Below are 1274 nucleotides of genomic sequence, written 5' to 3'. Positions count from 1 at the left end.
CAATACTTCGGACATTTTAAGGTAGAAGGATAAAAAAGGGCAGAAGCACTGTTAGCGGTGTGTGAAAACTACTACGGCTTCCGCCCCCGGCCCCGAGGGGCTCGTTTCCTGCGCTCTCTCCAAGATGCCCGGCCTGGGCCGGCGGCGCTCCCGTTTCATTACGCAGGTGCTTCTGCTCGTGTTGTCGCTGCGGGGCAGGCTGAACTTCCTGCAGCTGGCGCGCCTGGGCCCCTGGTGCGAGCGCACCTTCCGGCGGCACTTCACCCTGCCCTTCGACTGGCTGGGCCTGAACCTGGGCCTTGCCGGCGGATCGGCCGGCGCGGAGCGGGTGCTGATCCTTGACCCCTCGTTCCTGGCCAAGAGCGGGCAGGGGACCTACGGGCTGGACCGCTTCTGGAGCGGCTGCTCCGGGGCGGTCCAGCACGGGCTTGAGGCCGCGGGCCTGGCCGTGGCGGACGTGGCCGCGCACACGGCCTACCACCTTCTGGCGGCGCAGACCCCGCCCGGGGGCGGGCGCATGGAGCACTACGCCTGGGTGGTCACCCACCGGGCCGCCGAGCTCCGGGAACTGGCCCTCCACCTGGCCGTGGACGGCTTCTTCTACAAGAAGGGCTTCGCCGACGCCGTCCGCTCGGCGGGCCTGCACCTGGTGGGGCTCATGCGGGTGGACGCCGAACTGCGCCACGCCTACCAAGGGGAGCAGAAGCCGGTGGGTAGGCCCCGCAAGTACGCCGGAAGGGTGGACGTGCGCCGGCCCTCGGGCCTGGAGGAGGTGGCCGGCGCGGAGAAGGGCACCCGCCTGTTCACCGGCGTGGTCTGGAGCATGGCCCTGGGCCGGAAGGTGCGCCTGGCCCTGGTGCACCGCCTGGGCGGAGACGGGGAGGCCAGGGAGGTGAAGGTGCTCTACTCCACGGACCTGGGGCTGGCGGCCGAGAAGATCGTAGCCTACTACCGCCTGCGCTTCCAGGTAGAGTTCCTCTTCCGGGACGCCAAGCAGCACGCGGGACTTGCCCACTGCCAGGCCCGCGCAAAGGAGCGCCTGGACTTCCACCTCAACGCCTCGCTCACCGCCGTCAGCCTGGCCAAGCTCGCATACGCAAAGCCTGGCCAGCCCTTCTCCATGGCCGACGTGAAGACCCTCCACCACAACCGCACAATGCTCGAGAGGGTTTTCTCCGTGTTCGGTTTTGACAAAAGCCACTTAAATAACAAGGACAAAACAGACTGTGTCCTTAACTTCGGCAGAATCGCAGCATAAACTGTCCGAAGTATTG

The 1274-nt window shown here is 66.9% G+C and carries 1 protein-coding gene; it reads left to right on the top strand.

The window, feature by feature from the left end:
* Positions 1-61 precede the first annotated feature (61 nt).
* The gene (locus FHS90_RS22555) at positions 62-1258 is read left to right on the top strand and encodes a transposase (protein WP_066839881.1); all 1197 of its coding nucleotides are present in this window, start codon (positions 62-64) and stop codon (positions 1256-1258) included.
* Positions 1259-1274 lie beyond the last annotated feature (16 nt).

It is taken from the genome of Rufibacter ruber (assembly GCF_014138425.1).
In the GTDB taxonomy this organism is placed as follows: Bacteria; Bacteroidota; Bacteroidia; order Cytophagales; family Hymenobacteraceae; genus Nibribacter; species Nibribacter ruber_C.
Note: the sequence above shows the minus strand (reverse complement) of the source record. Positions and strands in the feature narration are given on the sequence as shown.